The following is a 16,030-nucleotide window of genomic DNA, read 5'->3' on the forward strand; positions in this document are numbered from 1 at the left end:
AGCCGCGCGCGCAAGCCAGATAGCGCAACTGCCCTCTCCCGCCCGCATGGAGCCCCGCTTGGCCCGCAAGTTTCTCTACATCATCGCCGCCATCATCTTCGTCCTGCTCGGCATCGGTATCGCCTATCAGGTCGCGCCCGGCTGGTTCGCGCGCACCGCGCTTGTTCCAAGCTCTGCGTTCGTCGAACAGACGGCGGCGGCACCCAATGCCTATAATGACCCGAAGATGTGGCTTGCGCGCCCGGGGCTGGCGGATGACCCGTCGAACTGGCGCCCGCCCGCCGATGACGGCGCCGAAAGCGAAAAGCCCGCGAGCGCCAAGCTGATCCCGCCTGCAACGGCGGCAACCACCGCGGCCGACGCAACCGCGACCGAAGCGCCGAAGGGCGACGCCGCGATCTTCTTCGTCCACCCGACCAGCTATTACAGCAAGGCAAGCTGGAACGCCCCGCTGAACGACGCCGACGCCAATTACCGCGCCAAACTCTTCATGCAGGGCATGGCGAGCGCGTTCGGCGACGCCGGCGAGGTATGGGCACCGCGGTACCGGCAAGCCACGTTGGGCGCCTTCCTCGCCGAGGATCGCGTCACCGCGGGCAAGGCGATCGACGCCGCCTATCGCGACGTCGAACAGGCATTCGACGCCTTCCTCGCCTCGATCCCGAAAAATCGGCCGATCATCCTTGCCGGCCACAGCCAGGGCGCGCTGCATCTCACCACCCTGCTCAAGAACCGCATCGCCGGCACCCCGCTCGCGAAGCGGATCGTCGCGGCCTATGTCATCGGCTGGCCGATCAGCGTCGATACCGACCTCGCCGGTCTCGGCCTCCCCGCTTGTCAGACCCCCGAGCAAAAAGGCTGCATCCTGAGCTGGGCGACCTTTGCCGAGCCCGCCGACACGTCGATGGTCACCGGCGCTTATGATGGCACGATCGGCTTCGACGGGCGCCCGCGTGCGGGCACGCGGATGCTCTGCACCAATCCGCTGACCGGTATCCCCGACACTGCAGCCGGGCCCGACGCCAATATCGGCACGCTGAAGCCCAGCGATGGCTTCAAGGCGGGCGAACTGATCGCGCACAAGGTCGGCGCAAAATGCGACGACGACCGCGGCTTTCTGATGATCGGAGATGCCGACGCGGCGAAGAATTATGCGCCGAGCTATGTCCTGCCCGGCAATAATTATCATGTGTTCGACATCACTCTTTTCTGGGCGAATGTCCGCGCCGACGCGCTGCGCCGCCTCGCGACGTTCGAAGGCAAGCCCTCGCCGGTTCCCCCGCCCGCCGCGCCCGTTGCTGCTCCCCCCGCCCCGGCCACCAGGACCTGACCCGTTCCCGCAAGGAGCAAAGCGACGACAAGACCGCCCGCAACCGGACTAACCCTCTGTTCTGCGATGGAATATTTCTTCGCATTGCGCGCAATGGCGGCTAAAGGGCGAAAATGATCACCACCGCCGCCTCCGAATTCGCCGCCGCGCTGCCGAATGCCGGTCGCCTTGCGGGGCTCGATGTCGGGACAAAGACGATCGGCGTTGCGCTCTGCGATGCGGGGTGGAGCTTCGCTTCGCCCGACAAGACGATCATCCGCAAGAAATTCAGCCTCGACCTCGAAGCCCTGAAAGCCGTGATCGCGGCGCAGTCGGTCGTCGGCCTTGTCGTCGGCCTGCCGCTCAACATGGACGGCACCGACAGCCCGCGTACACAAAGCACCCGCGCTTTCGCGCGAAACCTGCTGCCGCTCGCCCTGCCGGTGCTGCTGTGGGACGAACGCTGGTCGACCGCCGCGGTCGAGCGCGCGATGATCGCCGCCGACGTCAGCCGCGCCAAACGCGCCGAACGCGTCGACAGCGCCGCCGCCGCCTTCATCCTGCAAGGCGCGATCGACGCCCTCACCCGCGCCTGAGTTCTCCCATGACCAACTATCTCGTCTACTGGCTGATCGCCGCCAATCTGCTCGCCTTCGCCCTGATGGTCATCGACAAGCGCCGCGCCGAAGCAGGATCCCGGCGGATATCCGAATCGACCCTGCTCCTCTGGGCCTTCCTCGGCGGGGCGTTCGGCACGGCCGCGGCGGCGCGGCTCGTTCGGCACAAGACCCGCAAACAGCCCTTCGCATCGTGGATGCTGATCTGGCTCTGGCTCGACATCCTCCTCTTCATGCTGTGGGGTGTCGGATTATTGCAGCCATGGATTGCCTCGACGCTTGCCTATTTAGGCAGTGCGACCTAAACGCTCGGCTTTAATGACAAGCGCAACAATCCGGCCCGCCAGCGACTATCCGCCCGGCGGCGATGCCTTTCGCCATCGCCACCTCACCGGCATCGCCCAGCTCACCCCGTGGGAGATTTCCTACGTTCTCGACGCCGCCGAAGAATGGGTCGAGCTGAACCGTGGCGGGGCGACCAAGCACGACGACCGGCTCGCGGGTCTGACGATCATCAACGCCTTCTTCGAAAATTCGACGCGCACGCTCCTCTCTTTCGAAATCGCCGGAAAACGCCTAGGCGCCGACGTCGTCAACATGCAGGCCGCGCAGTCGAGCGTGAAGAAGGGCGAGACCCTGCTCGATACCGCGATGACGCTGAATGCGATGCGCGCCGACGCGATGGTGATCCGCCACCAGAGCTCGGGCGCGGTGCAGCTTATCGCCGACAAGGTCGACTGCCCCGTGCTCAACGCCGGCGACGGCCGCCACGAGCATCCGACGCAGGCTTTGCTAGATGCGCTCACGATCCGCCGCCGCCTTGGCCGGGTCGAAGGGCTGACGATCGCGATCTGCGGCGACGTGCTGCACAGCCGCGTCGCGCGCTCGAATATCCTCGCGCTTACCCTGCTCGGCAACGAGGTGCGGATCGTCGCGCCGCCGACACTGACCCCGCCCGCAATCGACCGCATGCACGTCACGACCTTCACCGACATGGACGAGGGCATCCGCGATGCCGACGTCGTGATGATGCTCCGCCTCCAGAACGAACGCATGGACGGCGCCTATCTGCCGAGTGCGCGCGAATATCACGCGCTCTACGGCCTCACGCCGAAGCGCCTCGAAACGGCGAAGCCCGAGGCGATCGTCATGCACCCCGGTCCGATGAACCGCGGGGTCGAGATCGACAGCAGCGTCGCCGACCACCCGACGCGCTCGACGATCACCGAACAGGTCGAAATGGGCGTCGCTGTCCGCATGGCGTGCCTCGACATATTGACGCGCCGCAAGCGGGGAGTCGCGGGATGGAACTGAAGCCCCTCCTGATCGCGAACGCGCGCCTGCTTGGCGGCGATACCGCCAGCCTGCTCGTCGAGGATGGCCGCATCGCCGCGCTGAACCCGTCCGCGACCCCCGACGGCACCGAAACCGTCGACGCCAAGGGCCAGTGGCTGGCCCCCGGTATCGTCGACCTCGGCGTGTTCGCGACCGACAAGCCCGCCTTCCACTTCGGCGGCATCACCCGCGCCGCGCTGATGCCCGACAGCGGCCCGCTCGACGGTGCCGGGCTCGTCGAACGCGCCGCCAAAGGCGGCAAGCCCGACCTCTGGGTCCACCCTCTCGCCGCCGCCACAAAAGGCCTCGAAGGCCGCGAGCTGGCCGAGATCGGCCTGATGAAACAGGCGGGCGCGCGCGCCGTTTCGACCGGCCGCGCCCGCATCGCCGACGCCGGCGTCATGCGCCGCGTGCTTTCCTACGCGGCCGCGCTCGGCCTCGTCACGATCATCCATGCCGAGGATGAAGGCCTCACCGCCGGCGCAGTCGCGACCGACGGCGAAATGGCGACCCGCCTCGGCCTCGCCTCCGCCCCCGCGATCGCCGAAGCGATGGCGATCGCCCGTGACCTCGCGCTCGTCGAGGAAACCGGCGCCCCGGTCCATTTCCGGCAGGTGACGACCGCGCGCGGGCTCGACCTGATCCGCGCCGCGAAGGCAAAGGGCTTGCCGGTGCTCTGCGGCATCACCCCGGCGCATCTGTTCCTCTCGGACACCGCGATCGGCGATTTCCGCACCTTCGCGCGCCTCTCGCCGCCGCTGCGCAGCGAGGACGACCGCCACGCCTGCCTCGCCGCGATCGCCGACGGCACGATCGACATCCTCTCGTCGGGCCACGACCCGCGCGGGCCCGAGGACAAGCGCCTGCCCTTTGCCGAGGCGCAGCCTGGCATGGCGGGTGCCGAAACCTTGCTCGCGATGGGGCTTCAGCTCGTCCGCGACGGCCATGTCGCCCCGGCGCGACTGTTCGATCTGCTCGCGGCCACCCCCGCCTGCCTGCTCGGGCTCGACGCCGGCCGGCTCGAGCCGGGCTATCAGGCCGACCTGATCCTGATCGACGAGGGCACGCCCTGGCAGGTCGATGCAAAGAAGATGGCGGCCTGGGCGGGCAATACCCCCTTCGACGGCATGCCCGTTCAGGGCCGCGCGACCGCCGTGTGGAAGGGCGGCCAGCGCATCCGCTGATCGCCGCCGCGTCACCTGCCAAAAAAGAAGCCCGTCGGAAAACCGGCGGGCTTCGAGATAACAGAATGACTATGGTGGATCACCCTGTGCTTGGGTCGCACGGGCCAGATGCCCGATCCGTGCGACAGTTTCGCTACCCAAGCGGGTAGCATTTCGCATTTTTATATAGCATGCTCACGATATTCGGCACGATCGCGTCCATAAATCGCGCCGCCGCCTTCCTAATCGGGGACATGCGTGCCGACCGAACCCGTTCCGATCCCGCCGACGCTGCCCCCGCTTGCCGAAACCGACACCGCCGCCGAGTGGGAGGTTCTGAACGAGTTGATCGGTCGCATCTATGATTCGGTGCTGCATCCCGAACGCTGGAACGAAACGCTCGCACAGATCACCGCCGCGCTCTGCCCGCTCCGCTGGGAATCGGCCTTCATCCTGTGGGAAAGCAGCAACCCGCCGCGCGCGCGCTTCGTCGCCGCGTCGGGCCTCGCTGCGGGGCTGCAGGAAATCTATACGGCGGTCTATGCCGGCACCAACACCTGGTCGCAGCGCTTCTCGCGTTATCCGAACGGCAGCGTCGTCGACAGCTATGACATCGTCACGCGCGACGAATTCTACGAGACCGAATTCTTCCGCAACTTCCTGATGCCCTATGGCATCGACCGCCTTGTCGGCGTTCTGCTCGACCGCCGCGATGGCGAGCGCATGGGGCTGATGATCCCCGGCCCCGGCGACCGCGACACGGAAAAGCTCAAGCGCGGGCTCCGCATTCTCGCCCCCCACATCCAGCGCGCGATGCGGATCAGCGACCGCCTCGCCTCGCTCGAACTCGCTGCCGGCGCCGCGCGCGCCGCCGCCGACGCCGCCCCCTTCGCGATCTTCAGCCTCGACGAGCAGCTCAATATCCTCGCCGCCAACAGCCGCGCCGCGGGCTATGAGGCTGCGGGCTTCATCCGCACCGCGCAGGACCGCTTCGCCTTCACCCATCCCGCGACGCAAAAAAAGCTCGCCAACCTCGCCGCCGGCCCCGCCCCCGCCGGCCTCGCCTTTCAGGCGGTGAACGAGGCGGGCGTCGAATGCCCCGTCCTCGCCGCGCGCGTCTCGCGTCAGTCGGCGCAGCAGATCGGCGGGTTCCAGCTCGGCGCCGCGCTCGTCGTCACCATGGGCAGCACCCCGGGCGAAACCCCGATCGTCGAAATCGACCGCGTCGCGCAATGGTTCGGCCTGACCCCCGCCGAGGCGCGCCTTGCGGTGTGGCTGGCGGGCGGCAAGACGCTGCAGGACTATGCCGCGCTCCGCGCCGTCAGCCTCAACGCCGCGCGCTTTCTGCTCAAAGGCATCTTCCGCAAGACCGGCGCCACCAGCCAGGCCCAACTCGTCGCCACCCTCGCGCGATTGCCTGCGGGGTCGGGAGGCTGATGGCAGCTTAGGGGTGGGAAGCCGCCATTCTGCTTTCGGCAGAGTGGCGAGTGGATCTCCCAAGGATGGCTTGTTCAGTCGTCGCCCCCATTCGGTGTGTGAGGCCCTGGCCATTCCTTGCGCGGATTATCGCAGACCAAACTCATTGATAGGCCTTCGGTCGCCCGCACTGGCAAAGACTGGAAGTGGAACCCGTCGAGGCAAAAGACATTCACGCCGAAGTAATCGGGCGCGGCGCGCTTTCGGTGGAACACGTAGATGCCACATCGGCGACAGAAATAATGCTCAGCTCGTCTGCTGTTCCATTGATATAGCGAGATGAATTCGTGACCTGCCTCGATATGCAGAGCCGTTTCCGGCACTTTCACCATCAATGCGTTGCGCTTCACGCATAGTGAGCAATCACATGTCGTCATCTCGACGGGATCGTGCGCCACTGTAAATAGAATGGCACCACAATGGCACGAGCCTGAGTGGGTGCTTACCATTCTGCCTTTCCCTCAAGATAGAAGACGCACGATCCTGCTATCTCGACCCGATCGCCTCGCAGCGTGCAACGCAGAGTGCCGCCACGGGCGGACGCCTGGAAAGCGAGCAATTCGTTTTTGCCAAGCCGCGCCGCCCAAAAAGGCGTGAGCGCGCAATGCGCGCCGCCGGTGACGGGATCCTCCGGAATACCCTTTGCGGGAGCGAAGTAACGACTGACGCAATCATATTCGCCATCGCCTGCCGCCGTCACAATTATGCCGGCGGCGGGCATACGAGCGATAGCCGAGAGGTCGGGCGAGAGATTACGTACGGCTGCGGCACAAGGAAGGCAGACAAGGAAGTTGAAACCATCCCACACCACCTCCTCGAAAGGAGACCCGAGCACAGCGGCGAGATCCTTGGGCGGCTTTATCGCGCTGCAAGGCCGAACCGGAAAATCCATGACATAGCCAAGCTCAGAGCGACTGACTGTAAGTGGGCCGCTGGCAGATCGGAAAATCACAAAATTACGCGTTGGTTCCAAGCGCTCCAGAATCACTGCAGCGGAAGCAAGGGTCGCGTGTCCGCAAAGCGGCACTTCCACAGTAGGTGTGAACCATCTGATCCGAAAATCAGCATCCTCGGGAACAATAAATGCAGTTTCGGCGAGATTGTTTTCCGCCGCGAGCGCCTGCAACAGATGATCGCCCGGATAGCTTTCCAATAGCATCACCGCCGCGGGATTGCCGCTAAATCGCTCTGTCGTGAAGGCATCGATCTGAAAAAGGCGAACCTGCATATCTTGCGTTACGTACACTAAGAAGCCGATATAGTCACCGGGTACCCTCATAGTGCTGGGGTGGCAGATGAACCCAGCATTGCCGTCCGGCGAAAGAAGCGTAACAGCCAGTATCGGTAGCGTGCTGTCATCCCCGCCCTATCGGTTTCGAATGTCTGCCTTTCTAGGTTCGCCCCCTAGAAGCTGCCGGTCCGAAACCGGTCGCTTGCTGCCATCGCAACCCGACGCGAACAAGTGCTAGCGCAGTTTATCCCACGCTTCGCTCATGAGCGAAATTGCCGGGAGCAGCATAAAAATCATCACGAGCCAGAATTGAAAAGGTCTTTCAGCGCGGCGTGGATCGGTGAAGCCGAGCGGTACGCCCGCTCGAATAGAACGACCAATCAGGATCAAGAACGATGATGCAAGCAGCAAGCAGAGCAGGCTCGTCATGCTGAGAAGCATACCATCACTATGGAATGTCCGCAAACGGTCGAAAGCCGATCCCGGAAAGAAAGGGAAGCGATCACACCGGACCGCTTCCCGTCTCCGCCTTATTGCGTGGGGCAGCCCCAGGGATAGTTGCACGGCACATTGGGCGTACCGGGATTGGGACGAGTCTCGTTTCCGAAGCGGCGGTTGCATTCCTGCACGCACCAGTCACCGCTGTTCGGACGGCTCGCGACGCAGCCGACGATACATTCATAGACCGGGTCGCTCGTCTGCGCGGTGGCCGGGGCAAAAACCACAGGCATCGCCATCAGGGCCGATATGGTGAGAAGCTTCCGAATAAGCATACGCATCTCCCGAACAAGAGTGGACCCTCCGGGCCTTACATATTTTCCCAAAGGAATTAGTAGCTTATGCGATTCTCCGGGTCGGTCAACGCAATGTAGCACCGGAACGGAGCAAGCCGGATGCTATCGGCTTTTTCAGCGCGGACGGCGCCGCGGTGTGTACCGCCCCGATACGAAAAGGGCGCGGCCCCGGATCAGGTCCGGGGTGACGATGCGTAAATGTCAGGCCAGCTCAGGCTTGCAGCTGCCTCTGCAAATCCAAGGCCTTGTGGCGTATCTCGGGCCAAGGGCGCTTATCGAGATTGTCGCGATGCCACATCGGATCGGGCTCGGCCGGAAGCGACCACAGATAATCGTCGAACGCGCGGATCGCGTCAGCTTCCTGCGCCAGTTTGCCGGTCATCTCGCCGACGCGGCTGTCGAACAGGACAAAGACGTCCTCCCAAATCAGTCGAAGCTCCTCGGGCGGGAAGTCCGACGCCCGCTGAATTTCACTGCTCGCAGCCAGTCCGTCGAGAGCCGAAAGCATTTGAGAGATTTCGAAATCTTCGATCATGTCGACAGTCTAGCCGCTCCGCACTGGCGGAAGCAATGAGGCCGGCGGCGTTCCAATTTGTCGACGACCATCGCCCCACAAGAAAAGGGCGCGGTCCCCGGACCGCGCCCCTCCCTTTCGGCCTCCCGCGGACGGGAGGCGCCCCCAATTCGTTCAGCGCGACGCCATGCGGACGGGCTTCGACGCCGCGGCCCACTGGATGCTCTCGCTGCCGCCCATCTGGCGGATGAAACAGGTCTGGCCCTTCGACTTCAGCTCGGCGCACAGCGTCGAGGCGTCGGAGCGCGTCGCCAGGCCGTTGACGGTCAGGCGATAGAAGGTGCGGCCCTTGACGACCGCGGCGTGGCTCGACGCCGGATAATTGCCGAGCAGCGCGCTACGCTTTTTCAGCGTGCTCCATTTTTCCTTGGCGATACCCAGGCTGTCATAGGCGCCAAGCTGCACCGCCCAGCCCGAGGGCTTTTTGGCGTCGAAGCCCATCGCCTTCGGCAGGATCCTGGTGACAAGTTCCAGCGCCTCGCGCTGCGCCGGGCGGATCGCCTCGACGCGGTCGCCGGCAACGCGCGGCGCGGCGCGATAGGGCTTGGCATCGGCCATGATGATGTCAGCCGGCTTCGGCTGCGGCAGTTCGGTGACCGGAACGACGCCATTTTCGTCGCGCTGCGGCATCGGCAGTTCGACGGTGCGGATCGGGCTCGGCTCGGCCGACGCCAGCACCACTGCGGGCGCGGCGGCTTCGGCGGCCGGCGGCGGCGGCGCATAGGCCGTGACCGGTGCCGGATCGGCGCTCGCGACTTCGACCGGCGCATCGGCGGCGGCCATTTGGGTGCCGTCGAAATTGCTCAGCGCCAGACGCACCGGCATGCCGGCATCGGTCTGCGCCGACGTGCCGAGCAGGCTCGCGACGCGCATTCCCGCATCGGGCTGTTCGGCGAGTTTCGCCCATTCGACCATGCGCAGCTCGACCTTGTCGAGCGCCAGATCCTGCGCGGCAAGGATGCGCGCCTGCGCCCAGCGGCCCGACAGCGCGAGCGCGAGCGCCAGATTCTGGCGCGTCCGCGCGGTCGCTTCGGGTGCACGAGCGGCCTCGGTCAGCATATAGATCGCCGAATTGGTGTCACCGGCAAGCGCGAGGGCAAGGCCCATGTCCGACGCCGGAACGACATCGAAATTGCGCTTCAGCAGGTCGGTCGCCTGATCATTCTTGCCCTGCGCGATATAGGCGAGGGTCAGCGCGATGACGGTATTGCTGTCCTTCGCGCCCAGATCCATCGCCTCGCTCAGCGCCGAGGTCGCCGAAGCGAACCGGCCGTCGTTGAGATAGGCCTGGCCCAGCAGCGCGCGATAGCCGGCGTCGCGGGGGTTGCCCGCAACCGCCGCCTCGGCGAGCGCGACGGCCTTGGTCGGCTTGCCCGCTTCCAGCGCTTCGCGCGCCTTGTCGGCCGATTTCGACGCGGTGGACGAGCCACCGGCCGATTCAGGGGCCGCATTCGCCATCTTGCTCATCCCGCTGCAGCCGGTTGCCACAGTCAGGACAAAGCCCGAAATCGCCAGGTTCTTGAGCAGTTTGCGGTTCATCGTCGGTCCCCCATCATTCCTTACGGCTGCATCGTCTGGCGCGTCGGACGCGCCGCCGGCAAGCGGCTCGCCATCGCGTCGATTTCGGGCAGCGAGGCCAGATATTCGTCGAGCAGGTCGGTCAGGATCACCTGCGACGACCGGTTCGTCACCGCGCTCGCAAGGCGCAGGCGCAGGTGGCGCTCGGCGTCGAGGCGCAGCGTGAAGGCCGCCTTTTCGCGGGCACGCAGCGCACGCGGAGCGCGATCCTTCTTCGCCTTGGGAGCCGGCTGGGCTTCGACCTTGCGCGCCACGGCGGCGACGCGGTCGAGCAGCGATTCCTGCTGGCGGACGATTTCGGGCACTTCGGCCGCTTCGGGTTCGAAGTCCGGCGCAAGCGCGTCGGTCAGCTCGGGCACCAGATCATGGCCCGGCGCCTCGTCAACGGCGTGTTCGGCATTGGCGTTATGCGTCAGCACCGAACCCGCGAGCAGCGGTTTCAGGTCGACCATCCGTGCAGGTTCGTCGGCGGCATTCTGGTCCGGATCGACATCATAGCCCATGTCGTTCCAGCCAAGGTCGTCATAGCCTTCGCCGACCATCGGCGCGGCGCCGAGGCCCAGCGGAGCGCGGCGCATCGCCGGGCGTGCGCCACCCTTGCGGGCGAGCAGTCCGGCGGACAACGATGCGAGAGGTTTGGGTTCGCCCATGTTCACTTGCCCCCCCTTACTGGCCGGCGATGCGGCGGCCGAAGCCCCCACCCATCGGGCGGACCGTGCCGTAACCCGGCTGCGCGGGCATCGGCGAGGAGAAGACGGTGCGGCGGAAATTCTTTTCGAGCCGGTCGTTGACATAGGTCCACAGCTGGCGGATTTCCTCGGCCGATCGGCCGTTGGGATCGACTTCCATCACCGTGCGGCCGTCGATCATCGACGCCGCATAATCGGTGCGGTGATGCAGGGTGATCGGGGCGACGGTGCCATGCTGCGACAGCGCGACCGCCGCCTCGCTGGTGATCTTGGCCTTGGGCGTCGCGCCATTGACGACGAACACCAGCGGCTTGCCCGCGCGTTCGCACAGATCGACCGTGGCGCCGACGGCGCGCAGATCGTGAGGGCTGGGGCGGGTCGGGACGATAATCAGTTCGGCAACGCCGATAACGCTCTGGATCGCCATGGTGATCGCCGGCGGCGTATCGATGACCGCCAGCTTGAAGCCTTGCTGGCGCAGGATTTCGAGGTCGGAGGCCAGCCGCGCGACGGTCGTCTGCGCAAAAGCCGGAAGGTCGGTCTCGCGTTCGTTCCACCAGTCGGCGAGCGAGCCCTGCGGATCGATGTCGATCAGAACGACGGGACCGGCGCCGGCAAGCTGCGCCTGCACCGCAAGATGTCCCGATAGGGTCGTCTTGCCCGACCCGCCTTTTTGTGAAGCCAATGCCAAAACGCGCACAGCTATCCCCCTAGGAAAACCAAAATCGGGGCGAGAGATGCCATGCAGGGCGCTAAAATTGAGTTAACGATGATAGAAAGATGGTGAACGGGTTGCTCGCACCTGTGGTAAACAGGTCGTTGACATCATTGTGTCCCGATCCGGAACGGATGCGGTTCGCCCCGGGGTGATGCTAACGCGCTGTTAGCCATTTATGGGTAGATCGCCGTCCCGGGGACTGCCGGTGCCTTTTTCTGCGCCGCCCGTCATTGGAGAATGAAGATGCGTTCTTTCCGCGCTGCCGCGTTTCTGGCCCTGCCGCTTCTCGCGCTCGCTGCGCCCGCGCATGCCGATGTGAAGGACGGGGTCGAGGCCTGGCAGGCCGGTGATTATCCGAAAGCCGTCGCCGAATGGCGCCCGCTCGCGGTTTCGGGCGACGCCGATGCGCAGTTCAATCTCGGTCAGGCCTACAAGCTCGGCCGCGGCGTTCCCGCCGACCTCACCCAGGCCGAAGACTGGTATCGCCGCGCCGCGAAGCAGGGCCATCTTCAGGCCGAGGATAATCTCGGCCTCATCCTCTTCACCGCGAACAAGCGCGACGAGGCGATGCCCTATATCAAGGCGTCGGCCGACCGCGGCGAACCGCGCGCGCAATATGTTCTCGGCACCGCGATGTTCAACGGCGACTATGCTGCCAAGGATTGGGCCCGCGCCTATGCGCTCACCAAACGCGCCAGCGACGCCGGGCTCGGCATTGCCTCGGCACGCCTCGCGCAGCTCGACAGCCTGATCCCGCTCGACCAGCGGCAGGCCGGCCTTGCGCTGATCCCGGTCATGGAAAAGGACGAAGCCCGCGCGCGTCTGGCCGCAGTCAACGCCGCCGCGCCGCCGGCACCAGCCAAGCCCGCGCCCTCGCCGATCAAGACCGCCAGCCTGCCCGTTTCGGCGCCCGGCGCCAGCTACACCCCGCCGCCGGTGATCGCGCCTGCGAAACCCGCGCCGGCGCTCGCGACGCCCGCTGCCGTCGCAGCCGCAACCGCTGCGACCGAAGCCACCGCCGCCGCGACCGCCGCAAAGGGTAGCACCGCGCCCGGCACGAGCTACGCCGCGCCGCCCGAAAACGGCGCGCTGCCGCCGAAAAAGGCCGAGCCCAAACCGGCGCCGGCGAAGCCCAAGCCCGCCTTCGACAACCAGCCCATCAAGGTCGTCGAAACCCCCGTTCCTGCGGATACGGTAACCGGCACCAGCCCATGGCGTGCGCAGCTCGGCGCCTTCGGGGTCGAGGCGAACGCCCGCAGCCTCTGGGCCTCTCTCGGCAAGAAATATCCCGCCGTCGCGGCTCGCCAGCCCGTCTATGTGAAGGCCGGCGCGGTCACCCGCCTCCAGACCGCCGGTTTCGCAAACAAGGGCCACGCCGAAAACTTCTGCGCCACCGTCCGCAAGGGTGGTCAGGCCTGCATGGTGGTGGCGAAGTAAGCGGGGTGGACCCCGGCGAAAACCGGGGCCCGCATCCCTATTTCGCTGTCCCGGCCTTCTCCGCCGCCAGCCGCTTCGCCAGCAACCCGCGCGACCGCTCGGCATAGGCGCGGCACGCGCCGGGCTTGTCGTTGACCCGCCCCTCGCCCGCATTGTCGGGGTGGGCCGAGATCAGGACGTCGCACTTCAGCGCGTCCATGAGCTTGTAGCTTTTCGCGAACCCCGAAACGAACGGCTTCCCCGCCGCGCTCGTATAGCGATAGCCGTCGGCCGACACTGGATTCAGGCTCGAGGCGAAAACGATCTGCCTGCAGATTTTCCCCTCGCAGGCGTTCCAGCTCCAGCTCATGCTGCCCATCGTGTGGCCCGGCGTCGCGTGCGCGGTGATTTCGGTATCGCCGAGCTTCAGCACGTCGCCGTCCTTCACCACGCGCACCCGCGTCGTCACCGCCGGCCATGTCCCGCCATAGGCAAGCTGCGGATCATCCTTGGCGAGCGCGCCCGCGCGCAGCCCCTCGGCACCGCGCGCGCTTGCCACGACCGTCGCGCCGGTATCGCGCGCCAGCGCCGCGAAGCCGCCGGCATGATCATAATGCGGCTCTGTGCTCAGAATATATTTGATGTCGCCGGGGTCGAACCCCGCCGCGCGGACATTGGCGAGGATCGCGGGCGCCGCCTGCGGAAGGGCACCGTCGATCAGCACCAGCCCGTCGACCGTGTCGATCAGCGCAACGCTCAGCCCGCCGAAACCGACGAGCCAGGTCTTGCCGAAAATCCGCTCGGGCGGCTGCGGTGCAAGCCACTCCTTCGCCCTCTCGACCGCCATCGGCCGCGTCAGCGGATCGTCGGCAGCAGGCGCCGCCGCCGCATTCGCCGTTCCCGTCATCCAGAGCGCCAAGGCCAGCATTTTCATCATCTTGTATCTCCCTTCACCCGAAGAAATGCCAAGCGCGGGCCGCGTCCACAAAGCATCATTTCTCGACAAAGCCATGAGAATGATTGATGACAGATCATGGACCGCGCCCAGCTCCCGCTCAATGCCCTCCGCGCCTTCGAGGCGGCGGCGCGCCACCTCAATTTCACCCGCGCCGGACTTGAGCTTCACGTCAGCCAGGGCGCGGTCAGCCATCAGGTGGCACAGCTCGAACGCCGCCTCGGCACCCGCCTCTTCCACCGCCTGCCGCGCGGCCTCGCGCTCACTGACGAGGGGCATGCGCTCGTCCCCGTCGTCGCCGATGCCTTCGACCGCGTCGCCGCAACGCTCGACCAATATGCCGACGGCCGCTTCCGCGAAGCGCTGAAGGTCGGCGTCGTCGGCACTTTCGCGACCGGCTGGCTGCTCCCGCGTCTCGCCGATTTCGCACGCGCGCATCCCGGCATCGACCTGCGCATCTCGACCAACAACAACCGCGTCGATCTGGCGGGCGAGGCGCTCGATTTCGCGATCCGTTTCGGCGACGGCGCGTGGCACGGCACCCACGCCGACCCGCTGCTCGCGGCGCCGATGAGCCCGCTCTGCGCGCCGTCGATCGCCGCGCGGCTCCGCGCACCCGCCGACCTGCTCCACGAACCCCTGCTTCGCTCGTACCGCAGCGACGAATGGGCGCTCTGGTTCGCCGCCGCCGGCATCCCTGCCCCCGTGCTGCGCGGCCCGGTTTTCGACAGCAGTGCGCTGATGGCGACCGCCGCCGCCGCGGGTCAGGGCATCGCGCTCGCGCCGCCCTTGATGTTCACCCGCGAACTTGCGGCCGAAATCCTCGTCCAGCCCTTCGCCGTCACCATCGACGCCGGCCGCTACTGGCTCACCCGCCTGATGTCGCGCCCCGAAAGCGACGCGATGCGGCAGTTCCGTTTGTGGCTGGCGGCCGAAACTACCGGCTGACCCGGCTCAGTCCTTCGCCGCCGCGCGCAGCGCCGCCAGCCGCTCGACCCCGTCGAGCTGATCCTGCGCGCAATAGCTTGTCATGTCCCAGTCGGTCAGCCCGTCCCTGGTCCAGCGGTCGAGGCAGAGCGCGAACGACGCCTGCACCGCCTTGTCGGGGTAGACCGCCTTGAACAGCGCGAAATCGCGGTGGCCGATGACCTCGTACCTGACGCAATCGTCGAAATTGACGTCGGCCCGCTCGCTCTGCTCGCGCCGGCAATGCGCGCGCGCGCCGTCCATATCGAACTTATCGCGCGCGACCGTCACCTCGGTCAGCAGCGTGTCGCCGCGGTGCGTGCAGATCTGGGTCATGTTCCAGTCGGGACGCCCATCCTCGCGATATTCGGCGATGCAGCCATCGATCGCCTCCCTGAGCGCCGGCTTCGCATAGCGATAGAGCGCCGAAAGCTGCCGGTAATCGCGGATCAGCCCCTTGACGCATTCGGCCTGCGCATCGAAATCGCCCGGCTCCTCGGCCTCGCATTGCGCGACCGCCTGACGCGGGAGGAAGGGCGGCAGCGAAGCGGCCGGCTGCGGCGAGGCGGCAAGCGCCAGTGCGAACATCAACATGCCCGCGATGATGACCGCAGGGTCTTGAAGAGGAAAGCATTAATCCGTCATGCCGGATGGTGCGATGGCCGTTGGAGATGCAATAGCCACGATCTTGACCCGCGCGCTCGCTTCTCCCATCAACAGGCGATGATCCATGATCTGCAGGCGGCAGCGAACGGGCTCGCGTATATCAAGCCGGAACCGGGCCTCGAGCGCGGTCTGACATATCAAGTCTCGCCCGACATTGACTATTTCCCGAGCCTCGTCTGGAAAGATCCCGTCGTCTTTATATTCTGTCCGACCCTCACGCGCGCAGGCGACAACTTCGGCCTATATGGATTTTGCGAGCTCGCTTCGCCGGCTTGGTTGGACGTGGCGCGCGTGGCGGAAGAAACAGAAGACCGGCTTCGGCTCGCGGACGGCGCTCCCGCCGACATCTTCGCGGAGGGTAGCGAACTTCTGCACTTGCTCCGCAGCACGGGCGGTCGCCGCCGCCTCGTCAACGCACTTCAATTGACGTCCTTCTGGCTTCGCGATGCCATCTCCCGGTTTCCGGCGTTGACATTTTACGGCGTCTAGAGGGCGGTCGGTGCAGCGGGGGGCCGCTGTTCGGGCAAGCATAATGATCTTTCG

The 16,030-nt window shown here is 65.9% G+C and carries 19 protein-coding genes; 9 read left to right on the forward strand and 10 right to left on the reverse strand.

From position 1 onward, the window contains the following. Positions 1-58 precede the first annotated feature (58 nt). The 6 genes from ACQY80_RS00340 to ACQY80_RS00365 all read left to right on the forward strand — a co-directional run bounded on the left by ACQY80_RS00340 (position 59) and on the right by ACQY80_RS00365 (position 5,861). The gene (locus ACQY80_RS00340; protein ID WP_428682508.1) at positions 59-1,330 is read left to right on the forward strand and encodes a DUF3089 domain-containing protein; all 1,272 of its coding nucleotides are present in this window, start codon (positions 59-61) and stop codon (positions 1,328-1,330) included. A gap of 113 nt (positions 1,331-1,443) precedes the next feature. Continuing rightward, positions 1,444-1,905 carry a Holliday junction resolvase RuvX gene (gene ruvX / locus ACQY80_RS00345; RefSeq protein WP_428682510.1) on the forward strand — a complete coding sequence of 154 codons (462 nt, stop codon included), beginning with the start codon at positions 1,444-1,446 and terminating at the stop codon, positions 1,903-1,905. An 8-nt stretch (positions 1,906-1,913) separates the two neighbouring features. Continuing rightward, the gene (locus ACQY80_RS00350; protein WP_428682512.1) at positions 1,914-2,231 is read left to right on the forward strand and encodes a DUF1294 domain-containing protein; all 318 of its coding nucleotides are present in this window, start codon (positions 1,914-1,916) and stop codon (positions 2,229-2,231) included. 13 nt (positions 2,232-2,244) lie between these two features. Continuing rightward, a complete protein-coding gene (locus ACQY80_RS00355; protein ID WP_428682514.1) occupies positions 2,245-3,240 on the forward strand; it encodes an aspartate carbamoyltransferase catalytic subunit in 996 nt (331 codons plus the stop codon). Continuing rightward, positions 3,231-4,445 (forward strand): dihydroorotase, encoded by a 1,215-nt coding sequence (locus ACQY80_RS00360; protein ID WP_428682516.1) that lies wholly within the window; start codon positions 3,231-3,233, stop codon positions 4,443-4,445. The genes ACQY80_RS00355 and ACQY80_RS00360 overlap by 10 nt, the downstream gene beginning before the upstream one ends. A 237-nt stretch (positions 4,446-4,682) precedes the next feature. Next, positions 4,683-5,861, forward strand: coding sequence for a helix-turn-helix transcriptional regulator (locus ACQY80_RS00365; protein WP_428682518.1), 1,179 nt, complete (start codon positions 4,683-4,685; stop codon positions 5,859-5,861). A gap of 74 nt (positions 5,862-5,935) precedes the next feature. Here the strand turns inward: ACQY80_RS00365 and ACQY80_RS00370 are convergent, their stop codons facing one another. From ACQY80_RS00370 to ACQY80_RS00405, 8 genes are all read right to left on the reverse strand, one after another. Continuing rightward, positions 5,936-6,250, reverse strand: a complete 315-nt coding sequence (locus ACQY80_RS00370; RefSeq protein ID WP_428682520.1) for a GFA family protein — start codon at positions 6,248-6,250, stop codon at positions 5,936-5,938. A gap of 92 nt (positions 6,251-6,342) precedes the next feature. Beyond that, positions 6,343-7,128 carry a PhzF family phenazine biosynthesis protein gene (locus ACQY80_RS00375; RefSeq protein ID WP_428682522.1) on the reverse strand — a complete coding sequence of 262 codons (786 nt, stop codon included), beginning with the start codon at positions 7,126-7,128 and terminating at the stop codon, positions 6,343-6,345. 237 nt (positions 7,129-7,365) lie between these two features. After that, positions 7,366-7,560, reverse strand: coding sequence for a hypothetical protein (locus ACQY80_RS00380; protein ID WP_428682524.1), 195 nt, complete (start codon positions 7,558-7,560; stop codon positions 7,366-7,368). A 101-nt stretch (positions 7,561-7,661) separates the two neighbouring features. Next, positions 7,662-7,856: a hypothetical protein gene (locus ACQY80_RS00385; protein WP_428682526.1), complete on the reverse strand. Its 195-nt coding sequence runs from the start codon at positions 7,854-7,856 to the stop codon at positions 7,662-7,664. A 280-nt stretch (positions 7,857-8,136) separates the two neighbouring features. Further along, entirely contained in the window at positions 8,137-8,460 is a 324-nt protein-coding gene (locus ACQY80_RS00390) for a hypothetical protein (protein ID WP_428682528.1), read from the reverse strand. 153 nt (positions 8,461-8,613) lie between these two features. Next, complete coding sequence (locus ACQY80_RS00395; RefSeq protein WP_428682530.1) at positions 8,614-10,038, reverse strand: SPOR domain-containing protein; 1,425 nt, start codon at positions 10,036-10,038, stop codon at positions 8,614-8,616. A 20-nt stretch (positions 10,039-10,058) separates the two neighbouring features. After that, the gene (locus ACQY80_RS00400; RefSeq protein WP_428685699.1) at positions 10,059-10,727 is read right to left on the reverse strand and encodes a hypothetical protein; all 669 of its coding nucleotides are present in this window, start codon (positions 10,725-10,727) and stop codon (positions 10,059-10,061) included. Between the two features lie 16 nt (positions 10,728-10,743). After that, entirely contained in the window at positions 10,744-11,466 is a 723-nt protein-coding gene (locus ACQY80_RS00405; protein ID WP_428682532.1) for an AAA family ATPase, read from the reverse strand. Between the two features lie 261 nt (positions 11,467-11,727). On the opposite strand from ACQY80_RS00405, the gene ACQY80_RS00410 reads away from it, so the two are divergent. After that, complete coding sequence (locus ACQY80_RS00410; RefSeq protein ID WP_428682534.1) at positions 11,728-12,921, forward strand: SPOR domain-containing protein; 1,194 nt, start codon at positions 11,728-11,730, stop codon at positions 12,919-12,921. A 37-nt stretch (positions 12,922-12,958) separates the two neighbouring features. Here ACQY80_RS00410 and bla read toward each other — a convergent pair whose 3' ends face one another. Continuing rightward, positions 12,959-13,834 carry a subclass B3 metallo-beta-lactamase gene (gene bla / locus ACQY80_RS00415; RefSeq protein ID WP_428685701.1) on the reverse strand — a complete coding sequence of 292 codons (876 nt, stop codon included), beginning with the start codon at positions 13,832-13,834 and terminating at the stop codon, positions 12,959-12,961. A 99-nt stretch (positions 13,835-13,933) separates the two neighbouring features. On the opposite strand from bla, the gene ACQY80_RS00420 reads away from it, so the two are divergent. Further along, positions 13,934-14,803 (forward strand): LysR family transcriptional regulator, encoded by an 870-nt coding sequence (locus ACQY80_RS00420; RefSeq protein ID WP_428682536.1) that lies wholly within the window; start codon positions 13,934-13,936, stop codon positions 14,801-14,803. A 6-nt stretch (positions 14,804-14,809) separates the two neighbouring features. Here the strand turns inward: ACQY80_RS00420 and ACQY80_RS00425 are convergent, their stop codons facing one another. Then, complete coding sequence (locus tag ACQY80_RS00425) at positions 14,810-15,415, reverse strand: hypothetical protein (protein ID WP_428682538.1); 606 nt, start codon at positions 15,413-15,415, stop codon at positions 14,810-14,812. Between the two features lie 129 nt (positions 15,416-15,544). On the opposite strand from ACQY80_RS00425, the gene ACQY80_RS00430 reads away from it, so the two are divergent. Next, positions 15,545-15,976, forward strand: a complete 432-nt coding sequence (locus ACQY80_RS00430) for a hypothetical protein (RefSeq protein WP_428682540.1) — start codon at positions 15,545-15,547, stop codon at positions 15,974-15,976. The last annotated feature ends 54 nt before the right edge of the window (positions 15,977-16,030 follow it).

Origin of the sequence: Sphingopyxis sp. (assembly GCF_965279755.1) — a bacterium.
Lineage (GTDB): Bacteria > Pseudomonadota > Alphaproteobacteria > Sphingomonadales > Sphingomonadaceae > Sphingopyxis.

Excerpts from the sequence above, each read along its gene's own strand:
- ruvX (WP_428682510.1), top strand. The coding sequence starts at position 1,444 with ATGATCACCACCGCCGCCTCCGAATTCGCCGCCGCGCTGCCGAATGCC.
- ACQY80_RS00350 (WP_428682512.1), top strand. The coding sequence starts at position 1,914 with ATGACCAACTATCTCGTCTACTGGCTGATCGCCGCCAATCTGCTCGCC.
- ACQY80_RS00355 (WP_428682514.1), top strand. The coding sequence starts at position 2,245 with ATGACAAGCGCAACAATCCGGCCCGCCAGCGACTATCCGCCCGGCGGC.
- ACQY80_RS00360 (WP_428682516.1), top strand. The coding sequence starts at position 3,231 with ATGGAACTGAAGCCCCTCCTGATCGCGAACGCGCGCCTGCTTGGCGGC.
- ACQY80_RS00375 (WP_428682522.1), bottom strand. The coding sequence starts at position 7,128 with ATGCAGGTTCGCCTTTTTCAGATCGATGCCTTCACGACAGAGCGATTT.
- ACQY80_RS00380 (WP_428682524.1), bottom strand. The coding sequence starts at position 7,560 with ATGACGAGCCTGCTCTGCTTGCTGCTTGCATCATCGTTCTTGATCCTG.
- ACQY80_RS00390 (WP_428682528.1), bottom strand. The coding sequence starts at position 8,460 with ATGATCGAAGATTTCGAAATCTCTCAAATGCTTTCGGCTCTCGACGGA.
- ACQY80_RS00395 (WP_428682530.1), bottom strand. The coding sequence starts at position 10,038 with ATGAACCGCAAACTGCTCAAGAACCTGGCGATTTCGGGCTTTGTCCTG.
- ACQY80_RS00400 (WP_428685699.1), bottom strand. The coding sequence starts at position 10,727 with ATGGGCGAACCCAAACCTCTCGCATCGTTGTCCGCCGGACTGCTCGCC.
- ACQY80_RS00410 (WP_428682534.1), top strand. The coding sequence starts at position 11,728 with ATGCGTTCTTTCCGCGCTGCCGCGTTTCTGGCCCTGCCGCTTCTCGCG.
- bla (WP_428685701.1), bottom strand. The coding sequence starts at position 13,834 with ATGAAAATGCTGGCCTTGGCGCTCTGGATGACGGGAACGGCGAATGCG.
- ACQY80_RS00420 (WP_428682536.1), top strand. The coding sequence starts at position 13,934 with ATGGACCGCGCCCAGCTCCCGCTCAATGCCCTCCGCGCCTTCGAGGCG.
- ACQY80_RS00425 (WP_428682538.1), bottom strand. The coding sequence starts at position 15,415 with ATGTTGATGTTCGCACTGGCGCTTGCCGCCTCGCCGCAGCCGGCCGCT.
- ACQY80_RS00430 (WP_428682540.1), top strand. The coding sequence starts at position 15,545 with ATGATCCATGATCTGCAGGCGGCAGCGAACGGGCTCGCGTATATCAAG.